Annotated in this window: 26 protein-coding genes; 21 read left to right on the forward strand and 5 right to left on the reverse strand. The window is 73.9% G+C overall.

Going from position 1 to position 23,269, the window contains the following annotated elements; genetic code table 11:
* Positions 1-101: 101 nt before the first annotated feature.
* A complete protein-coding gene (locus tag FB455_RS23560) occupies positions 102-878 on the reverse strand; it encodes a prepilin peptidase (protein ID WP_145754985.1) in 777 nt (258 codons plus the stop codon).
* Between the two features lie 559 nt (positions 879-1,437).
* On the opposite strand from FB455_RS23560, the gene FB455_RS23565 reads away from it, so the two are divergent.
* The 12 genes from FB455_RS23565 to FB455_RS23620 are packed head-to-tail and all read left to right on the forward strand — an operon-like array spanning position 1,438 to position 10,365.
* Positions 1,438-2,004 (forward strand): hypothetical protein, encoded by a 567-nt coding sequence (locus FB455_RS23565; protein ID WP_128139268.1) that lies wholly within the window; start codon positions 1,438-1,440, stop codon positions 2,002-2,004.
* Positions 1,998-2,951: a hypothetical protein gene (locus tag FB455_RS23570; protein WP_145754986.1), complete on the forward strand. Its 954-nt coding sequence runs from the start codon at positions 1,998-2,000 to the stop codon at positions 2,949-2,951. The genes FB455_RS23565 and FB455_RS23570 overlap by 7 nt, the downstream gene beginning before the upstream one ends.
* Positions 2,948-3,616 (forward strand): SAF domain-containing protein, encoded by a 669-nt coding sequence (locus FB455_RS23575; protein ID WP_128137032.1) that lies wholly within the window; start codon positions 2,948-2,950, stop codon positions 3,614-3,616. Before FB455_RS23570 ends, FB455_RS23575 begins: the two co-directional genes overlap by 4 nt.
* Positions 3,616-4,449, forward strand: coding sequence for a CpaE/TadZ family protein (locus FB455_RS23580; protein WP_013283466.1), 834 nt, complete (start codon positions 3,616-3,618; stop codon positions 4,447-4,449). The genes FB455_RS23575 and FB455_RS23580 overlap by 1 nt, the downstream gene beginning before the upstream one ends.
* Positions 4,439-5,980, forward strand: a complete 1,542-nt coding sequence (locus FB455_RS23585) for a TadA family conjugal transfer-associated ATPase (RefSeq protein WP_013473468.1) — start codon at positions 4,439-4,441, stop codon at positions 5,978-5,980. Before FB455_RS23580 ends, FB455_RS23585 begins: the two co-directional genes overlap by 11 nt.
* Positions 5,923-6,876, forward strand: coding sequence for a type II secretion system F family protein (locus FB455_RS23590; protein WP_369752094.1), 954 nt, complete (start codon positions 5,923-5,925; stop codon positions 6,874-6,876). The genes FB455_RS23585 and FB455_RS23590 overlap by 58 nt, the downstream gene beginning before the upstream one ends.
* 52 nt (positions 6,877-6,928) lie before the next feature.
* A complete protein-coding gene (locus FB455_RS23595) occupies positions 6,929-7,795 on the forward strand; it encodes a type II secretion system F family protein (protein WP_030273438.1) in 867 nt (288 codons plus the stop codon).
* 23 nt (positions 7,796-7,818) lie between these two features.
* Positions 7,819-8,028, forward strand: coding sequence for a hypothetical protein (locus FB455_RS23600; RefSeq protein ID WP_013283462.1), 210 nt, complete (start codon positions 7,819-7,821; stop codon positions 8,026-8,028).
* On the forward strand, positions 8,028-8,435 hold the full coding sequence (locus FB455_RS23605) for a TadE family protein (protein WP_145754987.1): 408 nt from the start codon (positions 8,028-8,030) through the stop codon (positions 8,433-8,435). The genes FB455_RS23600 and FB455_RS23605 overlap by 1 nt, the downstream gene beginning before the upstream one ends.
* Complete coding sequence (locus FB455_RS23610; RefSeq protein WP_145754988.1) at positions 8,432-8,905, forward strand: TadE/TadG family type IV pilus assembly protein; 474 nt, start codon at positions 8,432-8,434, stop codon at positions 8,903-8,905. Before FB455_RS23605 ends, FB455_RS23610 begins: the two co-directional genes overlap by 4 nt.
* Positions 8,902-9,333 (forward strand): pilus assembly protein TadG-related protein, encoded by a 432-nt coding sequence (locus FB455_RS23615; protein ID WP_145754989.1) that lies wholly within the window; start codon positions 8,902-8,904, stop codon positions 9,331-9,333. Before FB455_RS23610 ends, FB455_RS23615 begins: the two co-directional genes overlap by 4 nt.
* 15 nt (positions 9,334-9,348) lie before the next feature.
* Entirely contained in the window at positions 9,349-10,365 is a 1,017-nt protein-coding gene (locus FB455_RS23620) for a LysM peptidoglycan-binding domain-containing protein (protein WP_013283458.1), read from the forward strand.
* Position 10,366: 1 nt separating this feature from the next.
* Here the strand turns inward: FB455_RS23620 and FB455_RS23625 are convergent, their stop codons facing one another.
* Positions 10,367-11,218 (reverse strand): Rieske (2Fe-2S) protein, encoded by an 852-nt coding sequence (locus FB455_RS23625; RefSeq protein ID WP_013283457.1) that lies wholly within the window; start codon positions 11,216-11,218, stop codon positions 10,367-10,369.
* A gap of 110 nt (positions 11,219-11,328) precedes the next feature.
* Between FB455_RS23625 and FB455_RS23630 the strand changes: the two genes are divergently transcribed.
* The 3 genes from FB455_RS23630 to FB455_RS23640 are packed head-to-tail and all read left to right on the forward strand — an operon-like array spanning position 11,329 to position 12,765.
* Positions 11,329-11,538: a type II toxin-antitoxin system VapB family antitoxin gene (locus tag FB455_RS23630; RefSeq protein WP_047891869.1), complete on the forward strand. Its 210-nt coding sequence runs from the start codon at positions 11,329-11,331 to the stop codon at positions 11,536-11,538.
* Positions 11,535-11,960 (forward strand): PIN domain nuclease, encoded by a 426-nt coding sequence (locus FB455_RS23635; RefSeq protein WP_047891870.1) that lies wholly within the window; start codon positions 11,535-11,537, stop codon positions 11,958-11,960. The genes FB455_RS23630 and FB455_RS23635 overlap by 4 nt, the downstream gene beginning before the upstream one ends.
* A gap of 40 nt (positions 11,961-12,000) precedes the next feature.
* Positions 12,001-12,765, forward strand: coding sequence for a crotonase/enoyl-CoA hydratase family protein (locus tag FB455_RS23640; RefSeq protein ID WP_013283456.1), 765 nt, complete (start codon positions 12,001-12,003; stop codon positions 12,763-12,765).
* Positions 12,766-12,769: 4 nt separating this feature from the next.
* On the opposite strand, the gene FB455_RS23645 is transcribed toward FB455_RS23640, so the two are convergent.
* Positions 12,770-14,254 (reverse strand): dihydrolipoyl dehydrogenase family protein, encoded by a 1,485-nt coding sequence (locus tag FB455_RS23645; RefSeq protein ID WP_013283455.1) that lies wholly within the window; start codon positions 14,252-14,254, stop codon positions 12,770-12,772.
* Positions 14,255-14,346: 92 nt separating this feature from the next.
* On the opposite strand from FB455_RS23645, the gene FB455_RS23650 reads away from it, so the two are divergent.
* Positions 14,347-15,447, forward strand: coding sequence for a serine hydrolase domain-containing protein (locus FB455_RS23650; RefSeq protein ID WP_145754990.1), 1,101 nt, complete (start codon positions 14,347-14,349; stop codon positions 15,445-15,447).
* Between the two features lie 370 nt (positions 15,448-15,817).
* On the opposite strand, the gene FB455_RS23655 is transcribed toward FB455_RS23650, so the two are convergent.
* Together FB455_RS23655 and FB455_RS23660 are read right to left on the reverse strand one after the other, a co-directional pair.
* The gene (locus FB455_RS23655) at positions 15,818-17,140 is read right to left on the reverse strand and encodes a cryptochrome/photolyase family protein (RefSeq protein WP_145754991.1); all 1,323 of its coding nucleotides are present in this window, start codon (positions 17,138-17,140) and stop codon (positions 15,818-15,820) included.
* The gene (locus FB455_RS23660; protein WP_145754992.1) at positions 17,137-18,063 is read right to left on the reverse strand and encodes a phytoene/squalene synthase family protein; all 927 of its coding nucleotides are present in this window, start codon (positions 18,061-18,063) and stop codon (positions 17,137-17,139) included. The genes FB455_RS23655 and FB455_RS23660 overlap by 4 nt, the downstream gene beginning before the upstream one ends.
* 64 nt (positions 18,064-18,127) lie before the next feature.
* Between FB455_RS23660 and FB455_RS23665 the strand changes: the two genes are divergently transcribed.
* From FB455_RS23665 to FB455_RS23685, 5 genes are all read left to right on the forward strand, one after another.
* A complete protein-coding gene (locus FB455_RS23665) occupies positions 18,128-19,282 on the forward strand; it encodes a polyprenyl synthetase family protein (protein ID WP_047891875.1) in 1,155 nt (384 codons plus the stop codon).
* Positions 19,283-19,311: 29 nt separating this feature from the next.
* Positions 19,312-20,793 (forward strand): phytoene desaturase family protein, encoded by a 1,482-nt coding sequence (crtI, locus tag FB455_RS23670; protein ID WP_186461583.1) that lies wholly within the window; start codon positions 19,312-19,314, stop codon positions 20,791-20,793.
* Positions 20,790-21,383: an isopentenyl-diphosphate Delta-isomerase gene (gene idi / locus FB455_RS23675; RefSeq protein WP_013283449.1), complete on the forward strand. Its 594-nt coding sequence runs from the start codon at positions 20,790-20,792 to the stop codon at positions 21,381-21,383. The genes crtI and idi overlap by 4 nt, the downstream gene beginning before the upstream one ends.
* Complete coding sequence (locus FB455_RS23680; RefSeq protein WP_013283448.1) at positions 21,373-22,320, forward strand: MerR family transcriptional regulator; 948 nt, start codon at positions 21,373-21,375, stop codon at positions 22,318-22,320. The genes idi and FB455_RS23680 overlap by 11 nt, the downstream gene beginning before the upstream one ends.
* Positions 22,321-22,396: 76 nt before the next feature.
* Positions 22,397-23,185 carry a polysaccharide deacetylase family protein gene (locus FB455_RS23685; protein WP_030273420.1) on the forward strand — a complete coding sequence of 263 codons (789 nt, stop codon included), beginning with the start codon at positions 22,397-22,399 and terminating at the stop codon, positions 23,183-23,185.
* Positions 23,186-23,269: the final 84 nt, after the last annotated feature.

Here is a 23,269-nt window from a genome sequence, read left to right on the forward strand (position 1 = left end):
CCCGAGTCCGAAGCCTGGACCGCCACCGAACCAGACCCGGCTGGGAGGTGGCTGGGACTCCGATACCCCTGGCGAACCCGCCCGCACCTGCGGGTGGCCGATCACACGGTGACGAGCACCAGCGTGGCGGCGGTGCCGAACACCAGGAACGGCCCGAACGGCAGGTGCCCGGACCAGCGGACCCGCCGGGCGGCGAGCAGCGCCACCCCGGCCACCCCGGCGAGGAGGAGCGCGAGCACCAGCCCGGCCACCAGCACCGGCCAGCCGTACCAGCCGAGCAGCGCGCCCGCGCCGAGCGCCAGCTTGGCGTCGCCGAGGCCGAAGCCACGCCGCCCGAACAGCAGCGTGGTCGCGGCGAAGCCGCCGCCGAGCGCCAGGGCGGCCAGGACGGCGCGTACCAGCGGGTCGACGCCCGGACCGGTCAGCGCGGCCACCCCGAGCAGCGCCCACACGCCGCCGGCGGCCGGCCAGGTGAGCCGGTCGGGCAGGCGGTGCGCCATCGCGTCCACGATCGTCATCGGCACCGCCCAGACCAGCCACCACGCCAGCGCCAGCCGCGCGGCGGGCGCCCCGCCGGCGAACACCGGCACGGCCACCGCGAGCAGCAACGCCACCTCCACCACCGCGGGCGGCGCGCCGACCCGGGCCCGGCAGGCCGGGCACCGGGCCGCGGGGCCGAGCGCCGGCAGCGGCCGGTCCAGCCCGATCGAGGCGCCGCAGCCGTCGCACGCCGTCCGGTCCGGAGACCCCGGCGGTACGGCGTAGCGCGCCACCGCCAGCCGGAGCAGGGGTACGACCGTCAGGGCGGCGACCAGCCGGGTACTCGGACGGCGGGCATCGGCCACCGGTCCGGTACGCCGTACCCGTTCAGCCGTCATGCCGGATCCCCCGTCCGGTCGCCGTGCGTTCCACCGTGGAGCACGCAGAGTGATTTCTCCTTCGCGCGGATGTGACGACCGAGGCGTGCCGGGGCGTCTGATGCGACGCGGCGGCGGCCGGGGCGAGCCACGGCGTGAACCCCGGCGAACCGGCGGGACGGATCGGACGAGCGGCACGCTCCCCACCCATACCGGCGGTCCGTCGCGACCACCGCGGCGCGTACGGGTGAGCACACGCCCGCCGGCCCGGAGCCCCGCCGGAGCCCACTCGTCATCGCGGCGACACACACCGGCCACCACCTCCCGTCTTCACTCACCGTGTTCACGTGAATTACCTCTGTTGCATCGGCGGACGTGAGCCTATGCTCGCCCCTTGGGTACGACGCAACCCCCGATCAATTGGCGTCGGAGGCACCAGGGCACAGAATCCGCAGCGATCAGTACAGGTCAATACAAATGGCGGCGACGGGGGCCCGGAGTGACAGTTCCGGGCGCGCTTCCGCATGCCCGGAGCGGGTCGGCGTGATCGCCCCGGGCCGGCACCGAGGAGGGATCGGCGTTGCGCACACGGCAATCCCGCCGATGGGAAATCGTCCTGCTCAGCGTTGTGCTGGTGGTCGGCTCGGCCGGCTGCGGCACCGAGCCGGAGGCGGCCACCCGTCCGCTGACCGGTCGTGCCGCCGCACCCGCCGCCCATTCCAGCGCCGAGGAGGACGCCGCCGGAAAAGCGGCCCTGGCCGCCTATTCCGGCTATCTCGACGCGTCCCGGGCAGCCAGTGCGCGCAGCGATCCGTCCCATCCCGCTCTGACCCGTTTTCTGGCTGATCCGCTGCTGACCCGGGTGCGAATGGCGATTCTCGACGCGAAGGAGCACGGCGCGATGCGTACCGGGAAACTGCTCTCCGACCCCGAGGTCGTGTCGGTCGACCTGGCCGCCCGCCCGCCCACAGTCGAGATCCAGGACTGCCTGGACGCGAGCGGATACCGGCTCGTCTACGCCAAGAACCGCAGGGCCGTACCCGGCACCCGTGGCGGGCGCTACCTGGCCACCGCCACAGCGGTCCGTTTCCCGGACGGCCGATGGCTGGTCAACGGCGGCGCCGCGCACCAGGACCAGCCGTGCTGACCTGGGGAGGAAGGGGTGTCCCGGCCCGTCCGACCCGGGCCGGGACGCCCCGCCGGCTGCTGCTCGCCGCCGGCCTGGCCGCGCTGCTGACGCTCACCGGCGCACCCGCCCGCGCCGCCGACCCCGGCGGCTCCTGCCCGCCGGAACAGACCGACTGCGACGTCTGGGACGACGACCCCGGCACCCCCGGTGGACCAGGCGGACCGGGTGGCGGCGGTGACAACGGCGGCGGAGGCGGCAACGGCGGAAGCACGCCGAAGTGCCAGTGGAACGGCCGGGCCATCGCCTGCTACCACCCGGTTCTCGGCTGGTTCAACAACGCCGACGGCTGCTACTACAAGCTCGAGGAGCCGCAGGGCGAGGCGGCTCCCGGCCAACAGTGGTACCAGCTCACCTGCAACGGCGGCGACCTCGGCAGCATCCGTCGGGCGCTTCTCGACGCCCCGCCGCCCGGCTACGGCGCGCCGCCGGACCCGGAGGAACTCGCCCGCCGCGCGCTGGCCTCGATCTCGCTGCTCCCGCCCCGGGCCGCCGTGGCGCCCCGGCGCAGCCAGGGCCCCGGCCTGGTCGGGCTGCCCGTCTGGATGTGGGCCAGCCCGGGCGAGGCCTACTTCGGGCCGCTGTCCGCGTCCGCCTCCGACCGGGGGCTGACCGTGGAGATCACCGCGAAGGTGGACCGGATCGTCTGGCACATGTCCGACGACATCGACGTCACCTGCGACGGGCCGGGCACGCCGTACCGGGCGAACGGGCCGAGGGCCGGCTCCACCTCGCCGGACTGCGGCCTCGACCAGGGCTATCCGAAGGCCGGCACCTACGAGGTGAGCGCCACGACGTTCTGGACCGTCGAGTGGTCCGGCGGCGGCGAGAGCGGCGTCATCGCCCAGAGCCGGTCCAGCGGCGTCGTCCCGGTACAGATCAACGAGCTTCAGGTGGTGACCCGATGAGTGTCGTGGCAGCCCGCAACGGAACCCCGGTGGAGGCACCGGTCGCGCCGCCGAAGGTGGTCCGGCAACGACGCGTCCGCCCCGGCCTGCTCGGCCTGGCGGTCCTGCTGATCGCGCTCGGCGGGCTGGGCGCGGCGTTCGCGGTCACCTCGGTCCGCTCGACCGGCACGTACCTCGCAGTGGCCCGGCCGGTCGACGTGGGACAGCAGCTCACCGCCGACGACCTGGTGCCGGTACGCGTCTCCGGCGGGCGGGAACTCCAGCCGGTGTCCGCCGACCGGATGGACGAGGTCCTCGGGCTGCGGGCGGCCGTCCGGCTCACCCCGGGCACGCTGCTCACCCCGGCCCAGCTCACCGAGGCCCCGCTGCTCGGCGCCGGGCAGCAGCAGATCGCGCTGGGGCTCGAACCCGAGCAGGTGCCGGCCCGCAAGCTGCACCCCGGCGACAAGGTGCTGCTGGTCAGCACGCCCTCGAACGCGACCGGCGGCGGCTCCGACGCGTCCCGTGGCGGCGGCACCCGGTTCGAGGGCACCGTGATCGACACCGCCGCGCCGCAGAACGGTGACGTGGTGGTCTACCTGGCGCTGGCCGTACGGGACGTGCCGGCCGTCGTGGCGCTCGCCGCCGACGACCGGATCGCGCTCGTGCTCACCGAGGCGGCCTGATGGCGATCATCGCCCTGGTCTCGGCGAAGGGATCGCCGGGCGTCACCACCGCCGCGCTCGCCGCCGCGCTGAGCTGGCACCGGCGGCTCGTGCTGGCCGAGTGCGACCCGGCGGGCGGCTCGATCCTCGCCGGGTACCTCGGCGGGGCGCTGGACGGCCCGCGCGGCATCGGCGAGCTGGCGGTGGGTGAGCTGCGCGACGGCAGCCTGGAACACGCGTTCTGGTCCCAGCTGGTCGACCTGGACGCGCCCCGCCGCGAACGGCTGCTGCTGCCAGGGGTGGTGGACCCGGCCCAGGCCGGCAGCGTGATCCCGCTCTGGCAGCGCTTCGCCGACTACTTCACCGGGCTGGAACGGGGCGAACCGCCGTACGACGTGCTGGTCGACTGCGGCCGGCTGGCGGTCGGCGGTCCACCGTGGCCGCTGCTGCGGGCCGCCGCGGTGGTGCTGCTGGTCACGCGCGCACACCTGCCCGACCTCTCCGCCACCCGGGCCACCGCCCGCGCGATCGAGCGGGACCTCACCGAGCACCGCGTACCGCCCGGCACGCTGCGCCTCCTCGTCGTCGGGGACGGGCACGGCACCAGCGAGATCAGCAAGGCGCTACGGCTGCCGGTGATCGCCCGCCTGCCGCACGACCCGCGTACCGCCGAGGTGCTCGCCCACGGCGGCACCGTACGGGCCAACCGGCCGCTGATGCGCGCGGCCGGCGCCCTGGAGGTGCCGGTACGGGCGCTGCTGGACCGGCGGCGCGCCCGGCTGGCCTGGCCCGGGGCGACCACACCGCGCGCGGTGACCGCGCCGAGCGTGCCGGGGGTGTCCGGTGCGGTTTGAGCCGGTCTCCCACGACCCACGCGCGCAGCAGCCGGGCGTCGTCTCCACTGTGCCGCCGCTCGCCCCGCCGAACGGGCGGCACCACGTCCCCGGCCCGGCGCCCGCCGCGCCACCGGCGCCACCGCCACGCCCCCGGGTCGACTTCGCCGTGGTCCGCGAGCTGCGCCGGGAACTGAGCGAACGACTCACCCACTGGCAGCGCGGACGCGAGTTCGACGCCGACGCCGAGGAGGTCGAGCGCGCCCGGCTGGCGGTAGCCGTGGTGTCCGCGTACGCCGACTCGGTACGCCGGGCCGGCACGCCGATGGCCGCGGACTCGGAACGCCTGCTGCTCGACCAGGTCACAGCCGAACTCGTCGGGCTGGGCCGGCTCCAGACGCTGCTCGTCGACGACAGCATCGAGGAGGTGCACATCCTCGGCTGCGACCAGGTACGCATCACCCGGCACGGCGGCGGCGTCGACTGGGCCGAGCCGATCGCCGAGACCGACGACGAGCTGGTGGAGATCCTCCAGGCGGCGGCCCGCCGGGCCGGTGCCACCGAGCGGTCACTGTCCACCTCGAAGCCCACGCTCGACCTGCAACTACCGGACGGCAGCCGGCTCGCCGCCGTGTTCCTGGTCAGCCACCGTCCGTACGCGGTGATCCGCAAGCACAACACGCTCGAAGTGAGCCTGGAGGACATCGCGGGCGGCCGGCCCGACCTGGACGAGATGATCGATCCGCTGCTGCGCGACTTCCTCCGCGCGTCCATGCGGGCCGGGCTGAACATCATGGTCGCCGGGCTCGCCGGTGCCGGGAAGACCACTGTCATCCGCGCGCTGATGGACGAGATCCCGGCCGACGAGCCGTACGTGCTGTTGGAGGAGAGCCGGGAGCTGCTGCCGGCCCGGCGCGGGCACAAGCACCGGGCGGTGATGAGCTTCGAGTCCCGGGAGGGCCACGGCGAGCGCGGCGCGGACGGGCGACCGGCGGGTGAGGTCAGCATCGCCGACCTGATCCCGGTGTCACTGCGCATGGGCGTGCTGCGGATCATCGTCGGCGAGGTGCGGTCCCGGGAGATCGTGCCGATGCTCCAGGCGATGACCACCAGCCGCGGGTCGATGTGCACCATCCACGCGCGTACCCCCTCGGGGGTGAGCGAACGCATCATCGAGCTGGCGCTGTCGCACGGCCGGGAGATGACAGTCGACCAGGCCCGCCGGATGGCCGGCAACGCGCTCGACCTGATCGTCTACGTGACGGTCGAGGACGAGACAGCGATCGGCGGGCGCAAGCACCGTTTCGTCTCGCACGTCGAGGAGGTCATCGGCGTCGGCGAGGGCAACCGGATCACCACCACGACCGTCTTCGGCCCCGGACCGGACGGCCGTGCGGTCCCCCGCCACCTGCCCGAACGCATCCGCGACCAACTGCTGCGCGTCGGCTACGACGCCCGCCTGCTCACCCGGTTCGTCGAGGCCGGCGTGGGCGCGTGGCGGCGGCCCCGGCACACCCGCCTCGGGGCGCGGCCGAGCGGAGGCCCGGCGTGACGCAGATCGAACTGATCGCCCTGGTCTCCGGCGCGGCCTGCGTGGCCGGGCTGGTGCTGACAGTGGTCGCGCTCGTCGGCACCCGTCGCCCGCCCGGTCCGGCGCCCGGTGCCGGGCCGGGCCTGAGCCGGCTCTGGACCGGTTCCGGCGCGAGCCGCGCCGACCAGCGCCGCTACCAGCTCCTGCTCGGCGCCGCTGTGGTCGCCGGGGCGGCGGCGTTCCTGCTCACCGGGCTGCCGGTGGTCGGCCTGCTGGTGGCGCTCGCGGTACCGGGCGTGCCGTGGCTGTTCGCGGTCGGCCGGGCCGAGCAGCGGGCCATCGCCCGGGTCGAAGCCGTAGGCGAGTGGACCCGCCGGCTCAAGGACATCTCGGCCACCGGCCAGGGACTCCAGCAGGCGATCATCGGCACCATCGCCACCGCGCCGGAGGAGATCCAGGAGGAGGTACGCACGCTCGCCGCCCGCCTCCAGGCCGGCTGGCTGGCCCGCTCCGCGCTGCTCGCCTTCGCCGACGAGATCGCCGACCCGGTCGCCGACCAGGTGGTGGCCGCGCTGATCCTGCACCTCACCGACCGGGGCGAGCGCCTCGGCGACGTGCTCGGGTCGATCGCCACCGCCGCCTCGGCCGAGGTGGCGACCCGGCGCGAGGTCGAGGCGAAACGCACGCAGCCCCGGTTCGCGGTCCGCTTCCTCACCGGCATGACGCTGGCGACGCTCGCGTACGGGCTGGTGAACAGCGACTACATCCGTCCCTACGGGACGCTGACCGGTCAGCTCGTGATGGCGGTGCTCGGCGCGGCGTTCGTCGGCCTGCTGGTCTGGGTGCGCTCGATGAGCCAGCCGCCCCGGCCGGCGCGGTTCCTGCCCGCGCCCGACCTGGATGAGGCGATCGCGTGAGCGCGAGGAGCGAGCTTGCGAGCCCCGCAGTCGCGAACGAAAGGCGGGCACCGTGAGCGCACTCAACTGGCAGCTGGCGATCGCGGTGCTCGGCGGGTGCGCGGTCGGGCTCGGGCTGTTCCTGGTCGTACGCGAGGCGCTGCCGGCCACCCCGGCGCTCGGCCCGGCGCTGCGCCGGCTGCACCAGCCGCCCGGCCAGGCCCCGGCCGCCGGTGCCGGGCCGGACTGGCTCGGCGGGTTCGCCCGCTGGCTGCGCCCGCCGCACCGGCAACTCGCCCTGCTCGACCGCACCCCGGAGCAGTACGCGCTGTCGGTGCTGCTGTCCGCGCTCGTCGGCTTCGCCACCCCGGCGGTCGCGTCGGCGGTGCTCTTCGTCGGCGGGGTGGCGCTGCCGGTGGCCGTACCGGTGGTGGCCAGCCTGGGCCTGGCGCTCGGCGCCGGACTGCTCGCGCACCGCACGGTCCTGGCCAAGGCGGACGCCGCCCGGGACGAGTTCCGGCAGGCGGTCTGCACCTACCTCGACCTGGTGGCGTTGCAGCTGTCCGCCGCGCACGGCCCGGTGCAGTCGCTGGAACGCGCGGCGGCGGTCTGCGACGGCTGGGTCTTCGACCGGATCCGGGAGGCGCTGCGGCTCGCGCAGCTCCAGATGCACTCGCCCTGGGACGAGTTGCAGGAGCTGGCCGAGCGCATCGGCATCCCGGAGCTGGGTGATGTGGGCGCCATCATGCGCTCCTCCGGCAGTGAGGGCGCCCAGGTGCACGAGACGTTGCGGTCCCGCGCCGACTCGCTGCGCGACCAGATCCGCACCGACAACCTGGCCCGGGCCGAGGGGGTCACCAGCAAGTTGGACATCCCCGGCTCGCTGCTGGTGTTCGTCCTGCTCGGCTTCGCCGTCTATCCGTTCCTCGCCCGCCTGTGAACCCACCCGAGAAGGAGACGACCATGCACCTCTACGCCTACCTGTACGTGGCGGTGAGCACCCGCCTCGCCGAGCTGCGCCGGGACTCCGAGCGCGGCGACAGCCCGGTGCCGACCGCGGTGATCATCTTCGGCCTGGTCGCGGTGGCCATGGCGGTCACCGGGCTCGCCCTGGCCAAGGCGAACAACTGGATGAACGCCATCCCGAACAACACGGCGCCGCAGGCCCCGTGATGCCCCGCCCCGCCCTGCGCGCCCGCCTGGCCGAGGGCGAGCGGGGCGCCAACCCGGTCGAGCTGGCCGTGGTGATGCCGGTGATCCTGGTGATGCTGTTCGGCTCGATCCAGGTCGCCGTCTGGTTCGTGGCCCGGTCCACAGCGCTGAACGCCGCGCAGACCGCTGTGAACGCCCAGCGCACGATCGACGCCGGGCCGGACGCCGGACGGCAGCGGGCGATCAGCTTCCTGCAACAGTCCGGGGACTGGCTGGTCGGCTGGGAGCAGACCGGCCCGACCTGCGTCGAGACAGCCACAGCTGTCACCTGCACGGTGCAGGGACGCTCCCTGTCGGTCATCCCGGGCGTCTCGTTCGAGGTCACGCAGACCGCGCACGGCCCGGCCGAACACTGGACCACCGGATGAGCGCCGGGCCACGGCGGGACCGGGGTTCCGTCTCGATCGAGGTGGCGGTGCTCGCGCCCGCCTTCATCGGGCTGATGGTGCTGGCCGGGGTCGCCGGGCGGACCGCGATCGCGGACGAGGCGGTGGAGTCGGCCGCCCACGACGCCGCCCGGGCCGCCTCGCTCGCCCGCACCGCCGACGACGGCGCGGAGGCCGCCGAGGTGGCGGCCCAGGACCAGCTCGGCTGGGCAGGGCTGAACTGCACCGGCCCACCCCGGATCGATCTCGCGGGCTCGGTGGCCGGGACGACGACGAGCTTCGCCGCCGCGTACCAGAGCGCCGCAGGCGTGCCGGCGACAGTGACGGTCACGGTGACCTGCACCGTCTCCTTCGACGACCTGAGCGCGCCCGGCCTGCCCGGCGTGCCGGGCGGCAAGACCGTCTCGGCGAGGTTCACCTCGCCGCTGGACACCTACCGGAGTCGCGGATGACCGGGCGGCGCGAGGCGGAGAGCGGCCGGGTGAGCCTGTTCCTGGCCGTGGCGATGACGGGCGTACTCGCGATCATCGGCCTCGCCTACGACGGCGCCGGTCAACTGCGCACGCTCCAGCGCGCGGACAACCTGGCCGCCGAGGCGGCCCGCGCCGGCGGCCAGATGATCGACCGGGCGCGGGCCATCGAGGGCGGCCCGAAGCGGATCGACCAGGTCGCCGCCCGCGCCGCTGTCGCCGCCTACCTCGACGCCGCGGGCGGCGTCCGCGACCACGAGGTCGACTTCCCCGTGGTCGGCACCGAGACCCAGATCCGGGTACGCGTGCAGATCACCTACAGCCGGGACCTGCTGAGTCTGTTCGGCGTGCAAGAGAACGCCACCGTCACCGGTGAGGCCACCGCTCGGGCGCTCACCGGACCACCGTAGGAAGGGAAGGCCGCCATGGGCGCACCCCGACGCTCCCCCGTCCGCCGCGCCGGCCAGGTTCTCACCGGCCTCGGCGCCCTCGTCGTGCTCGTCGGCGTGCTGGCCGGCGGGCCGGTCGCGTTGCTGGCGTTCGCCGGCAACCCGCTGCCGGATCATCTGCCCACGCTGGCCGAGGTCGGTACGGCGTTGACCAGCCGCGACGACGGCCGGCTGTTCCTGCGCGCGCTGGCGGTGGTGGGCTGGTTCGGCTGGGCCACGTTCGCGTTCTCCGTACTGGTGGAGCTGCTCGCGGCGGCGGTACGCCGGCCGGCGCCGAAGCTGCCCGGCATGCACCGCCAGCAGAAGGCCGCAGCCGCACTCGTCGGTTCGGTCGCGCTGATCCTGGTCGCGAGCCCGGCCGCGGCGAGCGCCGCCGCGCTGACCGCCCCGCAACCGGCGGTCGCCGCCGTCACCTCACCGGCCGTGGCCGCGAGCCAGGTCACCCCGCCGGCGCCGATCGCGTCGAAGGCGGACGACCCGGCCGTGTACCGGGTGGCGAAGGGCGACTACCTGGGCGAGGTGGCGGATCGCTACCTGGACGACTTCGACAGATACAAGGAGCTGGCCCGGCTGAACCGGCTCGCCGACCCGGACCGGATCCGCCCGGGTCAGCTCATCACGCTGCCGGAGGGCGCGACGGACTCGGGTGCCCGGCGGCACGCCACCGGACGGATCGTGGTCACCAAGCCGGCCGAGACGGCGCCGGTGAAGCCGGGTGGCGGCGGCGCCTCGTCGACCACCCCGAAGGCGAAGCCCAAGCCCACGCCGCGGGACGCGACGCCCACCGTGGAGGCGCCTGTCGGTCAGCCGCCGGCCATGTCGGCGGGCGCGTCCCGCGCCACCGCCGAGGAGGGCATCAACCGTCCGCTCGCCATCTCGGCGGTGCTGGCCGTGGCGAGCATCGTGGGTGCGCAGATCGGCGCGCTGCTCGGGTTGCGCAAGCGGCCGGTACCCGCCCGCGCGTTGTCCAGCGGACGGCACCGGCGGGACTGAGTCAGGGCAGCCGGGCCTCGACCCGGCCGGACACCACGCGGCTGGGCAGCACGACCTGGTCGTTCGCGGCCGGGCCGTGCACCACCTCGCCGCCGTCGAGCCGGAACGCGCTGCCGTGCCAGGGGCAGACCACGCAGGCGTGGCCGTCGATCTGCTCCACCGTGCCCTCGCCGAGCGGGCCGCTCTGGTGCGGGCAGCGCTCCAGCATCACGCTGACGTCGTCGCCGTCCCGGTAGAGGATCACCGGGACGTCGTCGATCTTCTTGGTGACCAGCTCGTGCCGGGGCAGGCTGCTCAGGTCACCGACCCGGTGCCAGCCGTCGCTGATCAGGTGCAGCTCGGAGACGCTCTGGCTGGCCTGGGCGCCCTGCTTGTACGCGAGGTGCCCACCCAGGTACGCCCCACCGCTCGCGGCGGACAGCCCCAGATAGGACAGCGTCCGGCCGAGTCCGTGCCGCCCGTTGAGCCGAGCCGCCAGCGAGCCGGCGAACAACGCCAGGCCGACGGTGTTGGCGGCGGCGTGCACCAGCCCGACCCGGCGCTGGTCGCGGGTGAGCGTGGCCCAGTCGTTGAGCCCGGCGACGGCCGCGGGCACCGCGCTGACCGTACCGAGACCCACCAGGGCGGTGGCGGCGCGGCGCTGGCCGGGCAGCAGGTCCACCACGGCGGCGGAGATCCATGCGCCGACCGGCACCTGCACCATCGCGGGGTGCAGCGGATGGCCGAGCCACACGCCGTGCAGCGCGTCGCGTACCCGCTGGGAACGCAGAGTGCCCTGGACGGCGCGCTGCAGCCGGTCACCCACCCGGTCGAGACCGGTGGCCTGTTCGAGTTTCGTCAGTAGTTCGCGCACCCGTTCCGACTTCCCGGCAGGAGAGCCCCCAAACCGGACGCCCCGGAATTCCCTCGCACGGCATCCCCGCTGGATATACTCAGGAGGCTAGCCGTATATAGGGGGTCACGATGACCAAGATTCTGGTGGACGTCGACGACGAGGTGCTCGCGGATGCCGCCGAGGCGTTCGGCACGAAGACCAAGAAGGACACAGTGAACGTCGCTCTCCGCGAGGGCGCGACGAGACTGCGCCGCGCCCGCGCGCTGGCGGAGCTGGCCGAGCGCGGACAGGCTGGTGACTTCGACGAACTGCTCGACAAGGGCACCTACCGCTCGTGAAGCTGGCCGACTACCTGATCGACACCAGCGCCCTCGTCCGGCTCCTGCGCGATCGCGAGGTGCTGGCGCGCTGGGACCAGCAGGTGACAGCGGGCCTGCTCGCCGTCTGCCCGCTGATCGAGCTGGAATTCCTCTACACCGCCCGGTCCGTCGCCGACCGGACGCGGCTGGCGGAGCAGCTCCGGGCCGCCTTCGGCTGGGTGGTCATGCCGGACCGGATCTACGAACGTGCCGCCGAGATCCAGGGCGAGCTGACCGCACGGGGGGCGCACCGGTCGGCGGGCGCGGTCGACCTGCTCATCGCCGCCACCGCCGAGTACCACGGGCTCTCGCTGCTGCATTACGACCGGGACTTCGACCAGGTCGCCGCCGTCACCGGCCAGCCGATGCGCTGGCTGACCCGGCCCGGCACGATCAAATAGGCCGTAGCCACGCCGACGCCGTCGCGGGCATGCTGAGCCCATGGGGGTACGCGTCGAGCACGCCGGTGCCGTGACCACTGTGATCCTGGACCGGCCCGAGGCTCGTAACGCCGTGGACGGGCCCACCGCACGAGCGCTGGCCGACGCGTTCCGCGCGTTCGACGCCGACCCGGACGCGGCGGTCGCCGTGCTCTGGGGCGCGGGCGGCACGTTCTGCTCCGGCGCCGACCTCAAGGCCGTCGGCACGCCGCGCGGCAACCGCGTCGAGCCCGGCGGCGACGGGCCGATGGGCCCCACCCGGATGCGGCTGTCCAAGCCGGTGATCGCCGCGATCTCCGGGTACGCGGTGGCCGGCGGGCTGGAGCTGGCACTCTGGTGCGACCTGCGGGTCGCCGAGTCGGACGCCACGCTCGGCGTGTTCTGCCGCCGGTGGGGCGTACCGCTGATCGACGGCGGGACGGTCCGGCTGCCCCGGCTGATCGGGGAGAGCCGCGCGATGGACCTGATCCTCACCGGCCGTGCGGTGGGCGCCGACGAGGCGTACGCGATGGGTCTGGTCAACCGGCTGGTCGCGCCGGGTGAGGCCCGCGCGGCGGCGGAGGAGCTGGCCGCCGCTATCGCCCGGTCGCCGCAGACGTGCCTGCGCAACGACCGGGCGGCGGTGCGGGACGGCGCGGGGCAGCCGGAGCCGGAGGCGATGGCGACCGAGCTGGCCTACGGCCTGGAGTCGCTGGCTGTGGACGGGGTACGCGGCGCCGGCCGGTTCGCCGACGGGGCCGGCCGGCATGGTGCGCCGGCCGGCTGAGGCGTCACTTCAGCGCGCGTAGCGCGTCCTCGATGGCCCTGTGGAACGTCGGGTACGCGTAGATCATGTGCCGGAGCTGGCTGATCGGCACCGCCGCGTGCACCGCCACGACGAGGGCGGAGAGCACCTCGCCGCCGGCCGGTCCGGCCGAGGTGGCGCCGACGAGGACGCCCTGGTCGGCGTCGGCGATCAGCTTGATGAACCCGGCGTTGCCGGTCTTGTGGATCCAGCCCCGGGCCGACGAGGTGAGGTCGGCGTACCCGACCTGGACGTTGACGCCGCGCTCGCGGGCCTGCTGCTCGGTGAGGCCGACCGCGCCGACCTCGGGATCGGTGAACGTGACCCGGGGCAGCGCCCGGTAGTCGGCCACCGGGACGCTGCCGGGCGCTGCTGTCGAGCCGCCCGCGCTCATCGCGCCGCCGACCGCGCTGACCACCCCGGCCGCGCCGCCGACGACACTCGCGGTGCCGCTGGCGTCCGGGCCGCCCTTGGTACGCCGCATGTGGTCGAGCACGTCCGGCACCACGATGCCGGCCTGGTACATGGCGATGTGGGTGAACGCGCCCTCGCCGGTGAGGTCGCCGACCGCCCAGATCCCGTCGGTGACGTGCATCCGGTCGTTCACCGGCAGGTACCGCTGCCCGGCGTCCACCCCGACCGTGTCCAGCCCGAGCTCCTCCAGGTGCGCCTTGCGGCCGGTCACCACGAGCAGCTTCTCGCCGGTGAACTCGGCGCCGTCGGCGTGCACGGTGAACGTGGTGCCGTCGTGGCTCACCCGGCTGGCCTTGACCCCGGTGTGGATCTCCACCCCGTCGGCGCGCAGCGCGTCGGCGGCGAGCGCCGACGCCTCCGGCTCCTCGACGGCGAGCACCCGGTCGGCCGCCTCGACGACAGTCACCCGCACGCCGAACCGGGCGAAGACCTGGGCGAGTTCCAGCCCGATCGCGCCGCCGCCGAGCACCAGCAGCGACGCGGGCAGCTCCTCGACCTCGATGGCCTGGTGATTGGTCCAGTACGGCGTGTCGGCCAGCCCGTCGATCGGCGGGACCGAGGGCCGGGTGCCGGTGCCGAGGACCACGCCGTAGCGGGCCTGGAAAACCTGGTCGCCGACGCGTACCCGGTTCGGGCCGTCGAGCCGCCCACTGCCTCGGACGAACCGGCCGCCCTTGCCGGTGAACCGGTCCACTGCCACCTTGTCGTCCCAGGTGTCGGTGGCCTCGGCGCGGATGCGCTTCGCCACCGGCGCCCAGTCGGGCCGCACCTGGGCGGACCCGGCCAGCTCGTTGACCCGGTGCGCCTCGGCCAGCGCGTTCGCCGCCCGGATCATCATCTTGCTCGGCACGCACCCCCAGTAGGGGCACTCGCCACCGACCAGGTCCCGTTCGATGCCGACCACGGTGAGGCCGGCCTCGGCGAGCCGCCCGGCCACCTCCTCGCCGCCGACGCCGAGCCCGACCACTACTACGTCCACCAGTTCCGGCTCCGCCATTCCGCAAGCATTCCGCACCTTCGGGACACCGACCACCGCACCGGGCCGGAATTCCCGCGCCGATAACGAACGCGACCGCCTACCGTGGCCGCATGCACGCGCGCTTCACCCCGGTCCGGGACTGCTTCCACGACCTGTTCACGACCGGCCGGGAGACCGGTGCGTCGCTGTCGGTGTGGCACGACGGCGTACCGGTGGTGAAGTTGGTGGGCGGCACCACCGCGACGGTCCCGCCCGGCACTGTCGTACCGGCCGCCGGGGCGGACCGGCCGTGGCGACCGGACACGCTCGTCGACGTCTACTCGGCCGGCAAGCCGGTGGTCGCGCTGTGCCTGCTGCTGCTCGTCGATCGGGGCCGGGTCGACCTGGACGCGCCGGTGTCCGCGTACTGGCCGGGTTTCCGCGCCCCGGCCACCGTGCGGCAGGTGCTCACCCACACCGCCGGGCTGCCCGCCTTCCCGGTGCCCCGGCCCGCCGCCGCCATCGCCGACTGGGACCTGCTCTGCGCCGATCTGGCGGCGGCCGAGCCCGAGTGGACGCCGGGCGCCGTCGCGGCCGAGCACGCCTGGACGTACGGGCACCTGGTGGGCGAGTTGGTCCGCCGGGTGGACGGACGCTCGGTGGGCCGGTTCCTGGCCGAGGAGATCGCCGGACCGTGGCGCCTGGATCTGGCCTTCGGGCTCGGTGAGGCCGACCGGCGGCGGTGCGCCGATCTGTCGTACGCCGATCCGGCCTGGCCGGATGCGATGCGCGGCGAGCCGGGCTCGTTGCGGGCGCGGGCGCTGGACAACCCGCCGGGCGGGCGCGACGTCGCGATGGTGAACAGCGACCTGTGGCGGGCCGCCGAGATCCCGGCGGTGAACCTGCACGCCACCGCCGCCGGGCTCGCCCGGCTCTACGCGGGCCTCCTCGCCGGCGGCACCCTGGACGGGGTACGCCTGTTCAGCCCGGAACTGGTCACCGAGGCGACGCGGGTGCAGTACAGCGGACCGGACCTGCTGCTGGACCGTCCGGTGGACTGGACGCTCGGCATGCAGTGGGAGCCGGACGGCAGCTGGGGCATGGGCGGGATCGGCGGCAGCAGCGCCTGGGCCGACCCGGAGCGCGGCTACACCTTTGCGTACGCGACAGCCCGGCTGGCCGACCACGACCGGGTGGAGGAGCTGGTCGAGGCGTTGCACTCCTGCCTCTGACAGTCGGTCACCCTCGGTGATCCCGAGCCATCGTCACGCAGCGCATTCGGCCGGCCGGGCGGCCCCGTGTTCCCTTTTCCGACTTTGCTCTGCAGCCATTAGCGCAGCACGGCGCTGAACAGGGATTTCCTCGCAGGTCCGAAAACCGCGCGAGGCCCAGGTGGTGACGTTCCGCAACCAATGCGGATATGGCTGCAGAGCAAAGGGGACGAGAGGCACACGGTCCCGGCGGGCGAAAGGTCACTTGGAGTGACCGATTCTGCCGAGCCCACACTGCCACGGGAGCGGTGCGCCGGCGTGTCCGGACACGTTCGTGCGCCGGTGATGCGCGGTGCCGGCGGGACGCACAAGCCGGCGTCAGCGGGCGGCGTCAGCGCAGCCAGACCGCGTCGGCGCCGGGCACCTCCAGCGGCGGCGGGTAGTCGAGTGTGTGGCGTACCTCGTCGGGCAGCCGCCACGGCTGGTGCACCGCCTTGCCCGCCACCGACGCCAGCTCGGGCACCCAGCGCCGCACGTACGCGCCGTCGGGGTCGTAGCGTTCGGCCTGCCGTACCGGGTTGAAGCCGCGGTACGGCCGGGTGTCGTTGCCGGTGCCGGCCACCCACTGCCAGTTGCCCGAGTTGTTGACCCGGTCGCCGTCGAGCAGCCACCGGAAGAAGATTTCCAGGCCGGGCCGCCAGTCCAGCCCGAGGTGCTTGGTCAGGTAGCCGGCGGTGATCAGCCGGGCCCGGTTGTGCATCCAGCCCTCGGCGCGCAACTGACGCATGCCCGCGTCCACGATCGGCATGCCGGTCCGCCCCTCGGCCCAGGCGTCGAACGCGTGCGTGTCGTCGCGCCAGTCCTCCCGCGCGCCGCGCCGGTAGGCAACAGTGGACAGGTCGGGGAAACCGGCCACCACCTGGTGGTAGAAGTCGCGCCAGCAGAGCTGCCTGACGAACGGCCCGTCCCGGTCGCCGGCCCGGGTCGCCACCGCCAGCGGCGAGACACAACCGAACCGCAGGTACGGGCTGAGCCGCGAGGTCTCGTCGCCGGCCATGTCGTCGTGGATGTCGTCGTACCGGTCGAGGGTGGGCAGCCAGGCGGTGAGCCGGCGCCTGGCGACGGTCTCGCCACCGACGGCGGCATCCGGGCTGTCGCCCTTCGGCGGGTCCGGCAACCGGCCCGGGTCGACGCCGTCGGGCAGCCGGACCCGCTTCGGCGCGGCCAGCTCGTCCCGCCACCGCACGCCCTGCCAGGCCCGGAAGTAGGGGCTGAAGACCCGGTAGTGGTCGCCGCCGCCGGGGCGCAGCGCGCCCGGCTCGACGATCGTCAGGCCGGGGAACAGGCGCAGGAACATCCGGTGCCTGTCGCACTCGGCGCGCAGCCGGCGTTCCCGGCGGTGGGCGTAGCGGCTCACGTCGGCGGAGAGCCCGACGCCCTCGGCGCCCACCTTCCGGGCCAGTTTCACCGTCTCGGCCACCGGGTCGCCACGCCTGATCACCAGGTCGCCGCCGCGCTTGCGCAGCGTCTCACGCAGGTCGGCCAGGCTCTGGTGCAGGAAGCGGGTGCGGTTCGGCGAGAGCTTCTGCAGCGCCGGGTCGAGCACGTAGAGCGGCACCACCCGGTCGAACGCGGAGCAGGCGGCGGCGAGCGCCGGGTGGTCGTGCACCCGCAGGTCACGGGTGAACAGCACGACCGCCGTGCGGCCGGTCATCCGGCCAGGGCCGGTTCCAGTGCCGGGCCGGGCACCCGCACCGGCGTACCGGGCGGGGTGAGCAGCGCCCGCGCGGCCACCGCCATCCGGCGCCGCTGCGGCACCAGGGCACGGCGCACGAAGACGTCGTAGTCCTGCGCGGCCACCTCGTCGAGGATGCCGCCGTAGAGCGCGTACGCGGTGTGCATGCACGCCTGCGAGGCCGGGTCGAGCAGCGGGATGCCCGGTGCGGCGGCGACGTAGTGGGCCTGGGCGCGGGTCACCTCGTACTCGATCAGCTCGCGGATGCGCGGCGTGGTGCGGCCGGCGGCCTTCGCCGCGAGCAGGTCGTCGCGGGTGAGGTCGAACTTGGCCATGTCCTCGTCGGGCAGGTAGGTCCGGCCCCGGTCGAGGTCCTCGGCGACGTCCCGGATGAAGTTGGTGAGCTGGAACGCGAAGCCGAGCTGACGGGCGGGCTCGCGGGCGGCGGCCGGGTCGGAACTGCCGAGGATCGGCAGCATCATGGTGCCGATGACAGCGGCCGAGCCCTCCATGTAGTCGAGCAGGTCGTCGTAGGTCGGGTACGACATGACAGTCAGATCCATCGCCATGCTGCGCAGGAACGACGCGAAGTCGTCGCGGTCCAGGTCGAACACGGCGATGGTGTGCAGCACCGCGGGGAGCAGCGGGTCGTCGACCGACGCACCGTGCAGCCCGGCGACGAATCGATCCGACCACTCGCGCAGCCGGGCGGCGCGCTCGGCCGGCGGCAGGTCCTCGGTGCGGTCGACGATCTCGTCCGCGTACCGGGTGAAGCCGTACAAGGCGTGCACATGTCGCCGTTTCCAGGCGGGAAGCAGCCGGGTGGCGAGATAGTAGGTACGGCCGTGACGGCGGTGCAGCTCGCGGCAACGGTCATAGGCAGCGGTCAGATCCGTGTCCATCGGCCCTCCTCAGTTTCGACGCAGCAATCGACGCAACTCGTAACCCTAGGGTACGCTCGCCCACATGGCCAACGACGCAGTTGCGGGTAATGCGCTCCGCGTCGCGCCGGCTCAGCCCGGGGCGACGGACGATCCGGTCCGCGGCGTACTGGCCGCGTTCACGAAAGACCTGATCAAAGGGGTCGATGAGACGCTCGCGGCGTTCCTGGCCGCGGAAGTCGAATCGCTCACCGAGATCGACGCAGCGATGGGTGGTTTCGCGGCCACGGCACGCGACTGCGTGCTGGCCGGCGGCAAGCGGGTCCGCCCCACGTTCGCGTACTGGGGATGGCGGGGTGTGGTCGGCGGGGAGGAACCGCTGTGCTCGGTGCTCCCGGCCCTGTCCGCGCTGGAGCTGCTGCACACGTTCGCGCTGGTGCACGACGACGTGATGGACGCGTCCGACACCAGGCGCGGGCTGCCCACCGCGCACCGGGCCGCCGCCGCCCGGCACCGGGCCGCCGGACACACCGGCGACCCCGACCGGTACGGCGAAGCCGTCGCCGTCCTCATCGGCGACCTGTGCATGGTCTGGGCCGACCGGCTGATGGCGCACGCGGCAGTCCCGGCGGAGCGGCTGCTCGACGTGCGCCGCTGCTACGACCAGATGCGGGTGGAGACGGTCGCCGGGCAGTTCCTGGACGTGCTCGGCGAGAACGACTCGGCGAGCTGGACCGTCGACCGGGCGCTGCGGGTGGCCCGGTACAAGACCGCCAGCTACACCGTCCAGCGTCCGCTGCTGTTCGGCGCCTGTCTGGCGGGCGCCGACGCGGACGACCCGCTCATCGCCGCGTACACCCGGTACGGGCTGGCCGTCGGCGAGGCGTTCCAGCTCCGCGACGACCTGCTGGGCGTCTACGGCGACCCGGAGACCACCGGCAAGCCGGCCGGGGACGACCTGCGTACCGGCAAGCCGACCGCCCTGCTGATGCTGGCCCGGCAGCTCGCCGACCCGGCGCAGCGCCGGGTCCTGGAGCGGGCCGGCTCGGTCACCTCGGCAACTGAGGTGGACCGGCTGGCCGACGTGGTCCGGGACACCGGGGCCACGGCCCGGGTGGAGCGGATGATCTCCGACCGGGTGACCGAGGCGCTCGCCGCGCTCGGCACCGCACCGATCGACGAGACCGCGCGCACCGCGCTGACCGGCCTCGCCACCGCCGCCACGGCGCGGCGGGCATGATGAGCAACTTCGTGAGCAAGGGGGCCGGAATGCGTACCGTCAAGGGACGGACCGACCGGGTGGTCGTGGTCGGCGCCGGGCTGGGTGGGCTGGCCTGCGCGCTGCACCTGGCCGGCAGCGGCCGGCAGGTGACAGTGCTGGAACGCGAGCCGGTGCCGGGCGGGCGCGCCGGGCGGCTCAGCGTCGACGGGTACGAGTTCGACACCGGCCCGACAGTCCTCACCATGCCCGACCTGATCGCCGAGGCGCTCGGCGCGGTGGGCGAGGAGCTGACCGACTGGCTCGACCTGACCCCGCTCGACCCGGCGTACCGCGCCTACTACCCGGACGGGTCGACGCTCGACGTCATCACCGACACCACCCGGATGGCCGCCGAGATCGCCCGCGTCTGCGGCCCCCGGGAGGCCGACGGCTACCTGCGTTTCGTCGAGTACGCCCGCAACCTGTGGCAGTGGGAACGGGCCGACTTCATCGAGCGCAACCTGGACGCGCCGACGGACCTGCTCACCGGCAACCTGCTGAAGCTGTTCGCCAGCGGCGCCTTCCGGCGGCTCCAGACGAAGATCAACCAGTTCTTCCGCGACCCGCGTACCCAGCGGATCTTCTCCTTCCAGGCCATGTACGCGGGCCTGTCGCCGCACGACGCGCTGGCGATCTACGCGGTCATCGCGTACCTCGACTCGGTGGCCGGCGTGTGCTTCCCGCGCGGCGGCATCCACGCGGTCTCGCGTGGGATGGCCGGCGCGGCCGAGAAGCACGGCGTGCAGATCCGCTACGGCACCACGGTGACCCGGGTGGAGACCGCCAACGGCCGCGCCACCGGCGTCGTCACCGCCGACGGCGACTTCATCCCCGCCGACACGGTCGTGCTCAACCCGGACCTGCCGGTCGCCTACCAGGACCTGCTGCCGCCCAGCCGGCAGCGCAAGCTCACCTACTCGCCGTCCTGCGTGGTGCTGCACATCGGTTCGACGCAGGGCTATGGCAAGATCGCCCACCACAACATCCACTTCGGGCGGTCCTGGAAGGGCACGTTCGACGAGGTGATCCGCCGAGGCGAGCTGATGACCGACCCGTCGCTGCTGGTGACGAACCCGAGCCGCACCGACCCGTCGGTGGCGCCGGCCGGCAGGCACACCTACTACGTGCTGGCCCCGGTGCCGAACCTGGAACGGGCGCCGTTCGACTGGACGGGCGACCTCACGCAGCGGTACGCCGACCAGCTCGTCACCACTCTTGAGGAGCGCGGCTACGTCGGCTTCGGCGACGGCATCGAGGTGATGCGGGCCGTCACCCCGGCCGACTGGGCGGCGCAGGGCATGGCCGCCGGCACCCCGTTCGCCGCCTCGCACAGCCTCTTCCAGACCGGCCCGTTCCGCCCCTCCAACCTGCACCAGACGCTGGAGAACGTGGTGTTCGTCGGCTCCGGCACGCAGCCCGGTGTCGGCGTGCCGATGGTGCTGATCAGCGGCAAGATCGCCGCGGCCCGGATCACCGGGGCGATGTCGTGAGCGAGCGGGAGACCCACCTGGTCGAGCTGGTCGACGACGACGGGCTGGTGATCGGCGAGACCACGGTGGCGACCGCCCACCAGCCACCCGGGCGGCTGCACCGCGCCTTCTCGGTGCTCCTCGTCGATCCCGACGGGCGGGTGCTGTTGCAGCAGCGGGCCGCGGTCAAGACGCGGTTCCCGCTGCGCTGGGCGAACTCCTGCTGCGGACACCCGCTGCCCGGTCAGTCGCTGACCGAGGCCGCCAACCGGCGGCTCGCCGAGGAACTCGGCGTCGACGCGGTCGACCTCACCGAGGTGGGCGTCTACCTCTACTACGCCGAGGACCCGGCGACCGGACGGGTCGAGTTCGAGTACGACCACGTGCTGCGCGCCGACGTACCCGCCGACCTGGTCACGCGGCCCGACCCGGACGAGGTGGCCGACCTGCGCTGGGTCGACCCCGGCGCGGTGGTGGCCGACCTGGACGCCCACCCCCGCGAGTACGCGCCGTGGCTCGGCGGCGTGGTCAACCGGCTGCTGCACCCCACCGACGCGTCCCGGCCGGGCGTACCGGCCACCGAGGCACCGGAGCGGTCGGGTGGCCGATGAGGCGCTGAGCGCGGGGGCCGTCGCACGCCGACTGGGCGTGGCGGTCACCACGCTGCGTACCTGGCACCAGCGCTACGGTCTCGGCCCCAGCGAGCACGTACCGGGCCACCACCGGCGGTACACGCCGGCCGACCTCGCCCGCCTGGAGATCATGCGCCGGCTGACCACCGAGGGGGTCGCGCCCGCCGAGGCCGCCCGCTGGGCCCGGCAGGCGCCGGCCGTGCTGCCTCCGGAGCGGCTCGGCCTCAAGGCACGGGCCTCGACGGTACGCGACGGCGGCGGCACCACCATCCCGGTTGGCCGGGCCGGGCCGGCGGCGCGCGGGCTGGCCCGTGCCGCCATGCGACTGGACTCGGTGACCATCGGCCGGACCATCGCCGACGCACTGGCCGCCGACGGGGTGGTGGCGACCTGGGAGGGGCTGCTGCGGCCGGTGCTCGCCGGCATCGGGGAGCGGCACGCCGCCACCTCCGCGCTGATCGAGGTGGAACACCTCATGTCCCGGTGCGTCTCCGAGGCGTTCGCCACAGTGGCGCGGACGTACCCGATGACCGGTCCGCCCCGGATCCTGCTCTCCTGCGCCGACGAGGAGCAGCATTCGCTGCCGCTGGAGGCACTCGCCGCCGCGCTGGCCGAGGTCGGTGTGAGTTACCGCATGCTCGGTGCCCGCGTACCGGTGCCGGCCCTGGTCGAGGCCGTCAACCGGACCGGTCCGGCGGCCGTGGTGCTCTGGTCGCACATCCGCGCCACAGCCGACCCGTGCCAGCTCACCGCGCTGCTGGCGGTGCCACGCCGGCCGCTGCTGGTGCTCGCCGCCGGGCCCGGCTGGCGGGCCGACTCGCTGCCGGCCGGGGTGGTCCGGCCGGTGGACCTGGCCGAGGCGTTGTCGCTGGCCGTGGCGGTACGGGACTCGCTGGACCAGTCGACGACAAGCTGAGCCCCTCTCCCGTTCCGGGTCGGCGTCCACTACGGTCGGAAAGTCCGTCTGACCCCGACCCCTCCGGGAGCGACGAATGCGTCCACGCGCCCTGTCGGCGCTCGCCCTGGGCCTGGTGCTTCTCGTCACCGGCTGCGGCGAAGCCGGCAAGTCACCCGAGAAGGCCGCCGCACCGCCGTCGGCCTCGGCGTCGCCGTCCCCGACGCCGGTGACGAAGCCCTCACCGACCCACACCACCCCCGCGAAGCCCAAGCTGCGCCCGCTGCCGAAGAAACTGCCGGCGGGCCTGCACCGGGCCAGCGGGAGCAACGGGGTGGCGCTCACCTTCGACGACGGGCCGGATCCCCGCTACACCCCGCAGATCCTGGCCCAGCTCCGGGCGGCCCACGTGAAGGCCACCTTCTGCGTCGTCGGCAAGCAGGCCAAGCGCTACCCGGAACTGGTGGCCCGGATCGTCCGGGAGGGGCACCAGCTCTGCAATCACAGCTGGCACCACGACGTGAACCTGGGCCGGCGCTCCGCCGCCGAGATCCGATCCGACCTGGAACGGACGAACGAGGCCATCCACGCCGCCGCGCCCAAGGCGCCGATCACCTGGTTCCGCCAGCCCGGTGGCCGCTGGACGGCCGAGGAGGTCACGATCGCCAAGCAGATGGGCCTGCGCCCGCTGCACTGGAGCGTGGATCCGCAGGACTGGGACCACCCACCGGCGAAGACGATCATCAAGCGGGTGAAGGGCGCCACCCGGCACGGCTCGGTCGTGCTGATGCACGACGCGGGGGGCGACCGGGCCCAGACGATGGCCGCCTGCCGGCACCTAATCCCGGACCTGAAGCGGCGGTACGGCATCGCCCTGCCGCGCTGACCTGCGGTTTTGCCCGGCTCCACGGCCGTGCCCATACCGGTTTTGTCGTCCGCGCAGGCATGACATATGCTTCTCCTGCCTCCG

This window comes from Micromonospora sp. CNZ296 (assembly GCF_007827635.1).

What these genes read in the sequence shown, in the direction of transcription:
- FB455_RS23560 (WP_145754985.1), bottom strand. Translation starts at nt 878, where the DNA reads ATGACGGCTGAACGGGTACGGCGTACCGGACCGGTGGCCGATGCCCGC.
- FB455_RS23575 (WP_128137032.1), top strand. Translation starts at nt 2,948, where the DNA reads ATGAGTGTCGTGGCAGCCCGCAACGGAACCCCGGTGGAGGCACCGGTC.
- FB455_RS23580 (WP_013283466.1), top strand. Translation starts at nt 3,616, where the DNA reads ATGGCGATCATCGCCCTGGTCTCGGCGAAGGGATCGCCGGGCGTCACC.
- FB455_RS23600 (WP_013283462.1), top strand. Translation starts at nt 7,819, where the DNA reads ATGCACCTCTACGCCTACCTGTACGTGGCGGTGAGCACCCGCCTCGCC.
- FB455_RS23605 (WP_145754987.1), top strand. Translation starts at nt 8,028, where the DNA reads ATGCCCCGCCCCGCCCTGCGCGCCCGCCTGGCCGAGGGCGAGCGGGGC.
- FB455_RS23610 (WP_145754988.1), top strand. Translation starts at nt 8,432, where the DNA reads ATGAGCGCCGGGCCACGGCGGGACCGGGGTTCCGTCTCGATCGAGGTG.
- FB455_RS23615 (WP_145754989.1), top strand. Translation starts at nt 8,902, where the DNA reads ATGACCGGGCGGCGCGAGGCGGAGAGCGGCCGGGTGAGCCTGTTCCTG.
- FB455_RS23620 (WP_013283458.1), top strand. Translation starts at nt 9,349, where the DNA reads ATGGGCGCACCCCGACGCTCCCCCGTCCGCCGCGCCGGCCAGGTTCTC.
- FB455_RS23630 (WP_047891869.1), top strand. Translation starts at nt 11,329, where the DNA reads ATGACCAAGATTCTGGTGGACGTCGACGACGAGGTGCTCGCGGATGCC.
- FB455_RS23640 (WP_013283456.1), top strand. Translation starts at nt 12,001, where the DNA reads ATGGGGGTACGCGTCGAGCACGCCGGTGCCGTGACCACTGTGATCCTG.
- FB455_RS23645 (WP_013283455.1), bottom strand. Translation starts at nt 14,254, where the DNA reads ATGGCGGAGCCGGAACTGGTGGACGTAGTAGTGGTCGGGCTCGGCGTC.
- FB455_RS23650 (WP_145754990.1), top strand. Translation starts at nt 14,347, where the DNA reads ATGCACGCGCGCTTCACCCCGGTCCGGGACTGCTTCCACGACCTGTTC.
- FB455_RS23655 (WP_145754991.1), bottom strand. Translation starts at nt 17,140, where the DNA reads ATGACCGGCCGCACGGCGGTCGTGCTGTTCACCCGTGACCTGCGGGTG.
- FB455_RS23660 (WP_145754992.1), bottom strand. Translation starts at nt 18,063, where the DNA reads ATGGACACGGATCTGACCGCTGCCTATGACCGTTGCCGCGAGCTGCAC.
- FB455_RS23665 (WP_047891875.1), top strand. Translation starts at nt 18,128, where the DNA reads ATGGCCAACGACGCAGTTGCGGGTAATGCGCTCCGCGTCGCGCCGGCT.
- crtI (WP_186461583.1), top strand. Translation starts at nt 19,312, where the DNA reads ATGCGTACCGTCAAGGGACGGACCGACCGGGTGGTCGTGGTCGGCGCC.
- FB455_RS23685 (WP_030273420.1), top strand. Translation starts at nt 22,397, where the DNA reads ATGCGTCCACGCGCCCTGTCGGCGCTCGCCCTGGGCCTGGTGCTTCTC.